Origin of the sequence: Plesiomonas sp. (assembly GCF_051650925.1) — a bacterium.
In the GTDB taxonomy this organism is placed as follows: domain Bacteria; phylum Pseudomonadota; class Gammaproteobacteria; order Enterobacterales; family CAMTGL01; genus Plesiomonas.
In genome coordinates this window covers 1-4,117 of record NZ_JBOFRH010000577.1, presented here as the reverse complement: position 1 = coordinate 4,117, position 4,117 = coordinate 1, and the positions used below count along the sequence as shown (strand labels likewise).

The window sequence follows — 4,117 nt, the reverse complement described above, 5'->3', positions numbered from 1 at the left end:
GATTCGAACCTGTGACCCACGGCTTAGAAGGCCGTTGCTCTATCCAACTGAGCTAAGGGTGCACTCACTATTGAATAGTGGTCGGTGAGAGAGGATTCGAACCTCCGACCCACTGGTCCCAAACCAGTTGCGCTACCGGGCTGCGCTACTCACCGACTGTTGTCACGTATTAATAATCGAACACCTGACTTGATAGGCTTTGAATTATACTGAGATGTGCTGACGAGTCAAAATGTTTTTAGCATCAAGAGCTTCAAGCGCTCAAAATCACAGCAGTTATGCGTTTTTTCGGCTACCATTTTTCCTGTGTGATGCCTACTGACACCTTTACTGGTTTCTGACACAATATGCACTCCGAAAATTTGTAGGGGATCGCTTGTCTGATGGCTGCAATGATTATTGACGGGAAAACGATTGCGCAACAAGTTCGTGCAACCGTAGCGCAACAAGTACAACAACGTATCGCGCAGGGAAAACGCGCTCCCGGTCTGGCTGTTGTGCTGGTAGGGCAAGATCCCGCCTCACAAATCTATGTAGGCTCAAAACGCAAAGCCTGCGAAGAAGTGGGTTTTGTTTCCCGATCATATGATTTACCGGTGAGTACAACGCAAGCTGATTTACTGGATTTAATTGATACTCTAAATCAAGCCTCTGATATTGATGGCATATTAGTGCAACTGCCATTACCCGAACACATTGATACAACGCAAGTTATTGAACGGATTCATCCGAATAAAGATGTTGATGGTTTTCACCCCTATACAATAGGCCGACTGTGCCAACGGATCCCAACATTACGCCCTTGTACACCAGGGGGGATCATGACGTTGATTGAACAGTGCGGAATTGATACTTACGGGATGGAAGCGGTCGTGGTTGGTGCATCAAATATTGTTGGCCGCCCAATGTCACTTGAACTGCTACTAGCTGGCTGCACCGTCACCACAACTCACCGTTTTACCCGTGATTTGGAAAGCCATGTACGCCGCGCAGACTTGCTGGTTGTTGCAGTAGGTAAACCGCACTTTATTCCGGGCGACTGGATTAAACCGGGCGCAGTGGTCATTGATGTCGGTATCAACCGTCAGGCTGACGGTAAAGTTGTCGGTGATGTTGATTTTGCTGCTGCACAAACACATGCTGCATGGATAACACCGGTTCCTGGAGGGGTTGGCCCGATGACTGTCGCAACCCTGATGCAAAATACGCTGCTAGCGTGTGAAAAGTATCACGATTAATCACTCTTTTAGGTGTGAACTTAGCAATTAGTGCGGGTTAATTTGCATTAGCCCGCCGTTTCCGGCATCAAGTAGTGTTGTATTCTATCAATAACAAGCATCCAGCCAGTATGAGCTACTTTTATGCCTGAACACTCATCTTTACAACACCCATCCTCTTCACCTGATAGTCATCACTCAACGCCAAGAAAATACCGCCACCGCTTATATAACGTTGTGTTTAATACTCAGCGGCGCTCCGGCCGTATCGTTGAGCTAGTCCTGTTATTCTCAGTACTTCTGAGTGTTGCGGTACTCATCATAGGCTCAACACTGACCAAACAATCATACTGGTATTCATGGTTTATCTGGTGTGAAATCGGGTTTAGTATCATTTTTAGCTTGGAATATCTGCTACGGCTGTACTGCTCTCCCAAACCTCTGCGTTATGCGAGTAGCTTTTATGGCATGGTCGATCTGCTATCTATCCTTCCGGTCTATCTCTCTTTGCTGTTTCCTGGGTTAGAGTACACCTTAATGCTGCGTCTGCTGCGTATGTTCCGGCTGTTTCGCATCCTAAAACTTGTTCGTTATATGTCAGAGGCCAATCTACTCTGGCGTTGTCTGATACAAACCCACCGTAAAGTGCTGGTCTTTTTTGGTGCGGTCGGGCTGATGGTTTGTCTGTTTGGCAGCATAATGTTTGTTGTGGAAGGGCCGCAAAATGGCTTTACCAGTATTCCAATGGGTATCTACTGGGCCATTGTTACGCTAACAACGGTAGGATATGGTGATCTTGTGCCGCATACACCACTGGGTCGGGTCATCGCCTCATTGGTGATATTAATTGGTTATTCGATTATTGCTGTTCCAACAGGCATTCTCACTGCACAACTCACGGAAGAGTTACAGAAAAACAAAGACAGGTTACGCTGTGATCACTGCCACCGAACTGGGCATGATGCTGATGCGCTACACTGCAAATTTTGCGGTGCTGCTCTTCCTAAAAAAAGATAAAAAATCAGCGGGAGTCTTACTCCCGCTTATCTATAGCTGTAGAAATAATAAAAATTTGTCTCGCAATAAGCGATAACAGTTACGCTCTGCGCCAGGTTGTGCCTTGCGCACCATCTTCCAGTACGATGCCCATTTCAGTCAGACGGTTACGTGCGGCATCAGCCGCAGGCCAGTCTTTACTTGCCCGAGCATCATTGCGCTGCTTAATCAACGCTTCAATTTCAGCGACTTCATTACCGTTATCGGCTTGGGTATTACCTTGCAAAAACAGTTCTGAATCTTGCTGTAACAGGCCAAGAACATCACCAAGTTGACGCAATTCCGCAGCCAATGCACTGGCTGCTGCCATATCGGTTGTTTTTAGGCGATTAATATCACGCGCCATATCAAAGAGTACTGAATACGCTTCTGGTGTATTAAAATCATCATCCATGGCAGCGCGGAAGCGGGCCACAAAAGCCTCTCCGCCAGCCGGTAATGCTGCATTATCCACACCGCGTAATGCGGTATATAAACGCTCAAGTGCCGTACGTGCCTGATTTAAGTTCTCTTCACTGTAATTTAACTGGCTACGATAGTGGCCTGACATCAGGAAATAGCGCACGCTTTCTGCATCATAATGTTGTAATACATCACGAATGGTAAAGAAGTTGCCGAGTGATTTTGACATTTTTTCACGATCAATCATCACCATACCGGAGTGCATCCAGTAATTGACGTAAGGGGTATCATGCGCACAGCAAGACTGTGCAATTTCATTTTCATGGTGCGGGAACATTAAATCTGAACCACCGCCATGAATATCAAAATGCTCACCCAATTGCTTACTGTTCATCGCTGAACACTCAATATGCCAGCCTGGGCGACCCGCACCCCACGGCGATTGCCAAGTAGGTTCGCCCGGCTTAGACATTTTCCAGAGTACAAAATCAACCGGATTACGCTTGGCTTCATCAATATCAACACGCGCACCGGCTTGTAACTGTTCTACATCCTGACGGGATAATTTTCCGTAATCATGGAAAGTATCTACAGAGAACATTACATCACCATTACTGGCAACATAGGCGTGGCCACGATCAAGCAGGCGTTGCACCAGTTCAATAATTTCAGTGATGTGCTGAGTCGCGCGTGGCTCAAGATCTGGACGCTTCATATTCAGGGCATCGAAATCAGCGTGCATTTCACCGATTAAGCGTTCAGTGAGTTGATCACAGGTCTCACCGTTTTCAGCCGCACGTTTGATAATTTTGTCATCAACATCAGTGATGTTGCGTACAAATGTCAGGTCATAGCCTAAATAGCGCAAATAGCGCGTGACAACATCAAATGCAACAAAGGTACGACCATGACCGATATGACATAAATCATAAATGGTTACTCCACAGACATACATGCCAACCTTTCCCGCATGAATAGGTTTAAATTCTTCTTTTTGTCTTGTCAGCGTGTTGTAAATCTTCAGCATCGTGTAGTACCAAGTTAGCCTGTAGAATGATAACCAAAACTGATAATCAGAAGCGGATATTGAACCGATAAAATGCAACTAATGCAAGCATGCCTAAGGGAAATCACCGTTCATCGGTACATATAGACAAGAATTTCCCCGTAATTGATTGCGCTTTCATTTGCCCAAACAGCCGCTTTCGGTACAATCAGCGCCTAAGCTGAGCCTTTGTTCCGGCATCAGGTACAGTATCTAACCAGTTACGCAGTAAAGCACCACGGTATTGCGTAACTCTTTTACCTTACTTTAGGATGGTTTTCATGATCACACTACACACTAACCACGGTGACATCGTTCTGCAACTGAACCACGAACAAGCACCGGTAACTGCAAAAAACTTCGAAGACTATTGCCGTGAAGGTTTTTATAACAACAC

4 protein-coding genes and 1 tRNA gene are annotated in these 4,117 nt (G+C 46.0%); 3 read left to right on the top strand and 2 right to left on the bottom strand.

Translation table 11 applies throughout. The features are described 5' to 3' along the window. Positions 1 to 78: 78 nt before the first annotated feature. Positions 79 to 155, bottom strand: a tRNA-Pro gene (locus ACRC27_RS13710). 228 nt (positions 156 to 383) lie between these two features. Between ACRC27_RS13710 and folD the strand changes: the two genes are divergently transcribed. Both folD and ACRC27_RS13700 read left to right on the top strand, forming a co-directional pair. After that, positions 384 to 1,238, top strand: a complete 855-nt coding sequence (gene folD / locus ACRC27_RS13705) for a bifunctional methylenetetrahydrofolate dehydrogenase/methenyltetrahydrofolate cyclohydrolase FolD (RefSeq protein ID WP_438621652.1) — start codon at positions 384 to 386, stop codon at positions 1,236 to 1,238. Positions 1,239 to 1,361: 123 nt separating this feature from the next. Beyond that, positions 1,362 to 2,234: an ion transporter gene (locus ACRC27_RS13700; protein ID WP_438621651.1), complete on the top strand. Its 873-nt coding sequence runs from the start codon at positions 1,362 to 1,364 to the stop codon at positions 2,232 to 2,234. Between the two features lie 79 nt (positions 2,235 to 2,313). Here ACRC27_RS13700 and cysS read toward each other — a convergent pair whose 3' ends face one another. Next, positions 2,314 to 3,702: a cysteine--tRNA ligase gene (gene cysS / locus ACRC27_RS13695; protein WP_438640133.1), complete on the bottom strand. Its 1,389-nt coding sequence runs from the start codon at positions 3,700 to 3,702 to the stop codon at positions 2,314 to 2,316. Positions 3,703 to 4,001: 299 nt separating this feature from the next. Here cysS and ACRC27_RS13690 point away from each other — a divergent pair. After that, positions 4,002 to 4,117, top strand: a 116-nt coding sequence (locus tag ACRC27_RS13690) for a peptidylprolyl isomerase (RefSeq protein ID WP_438640134.1), incomplete at its 3' end; no start/stop codon positions are given.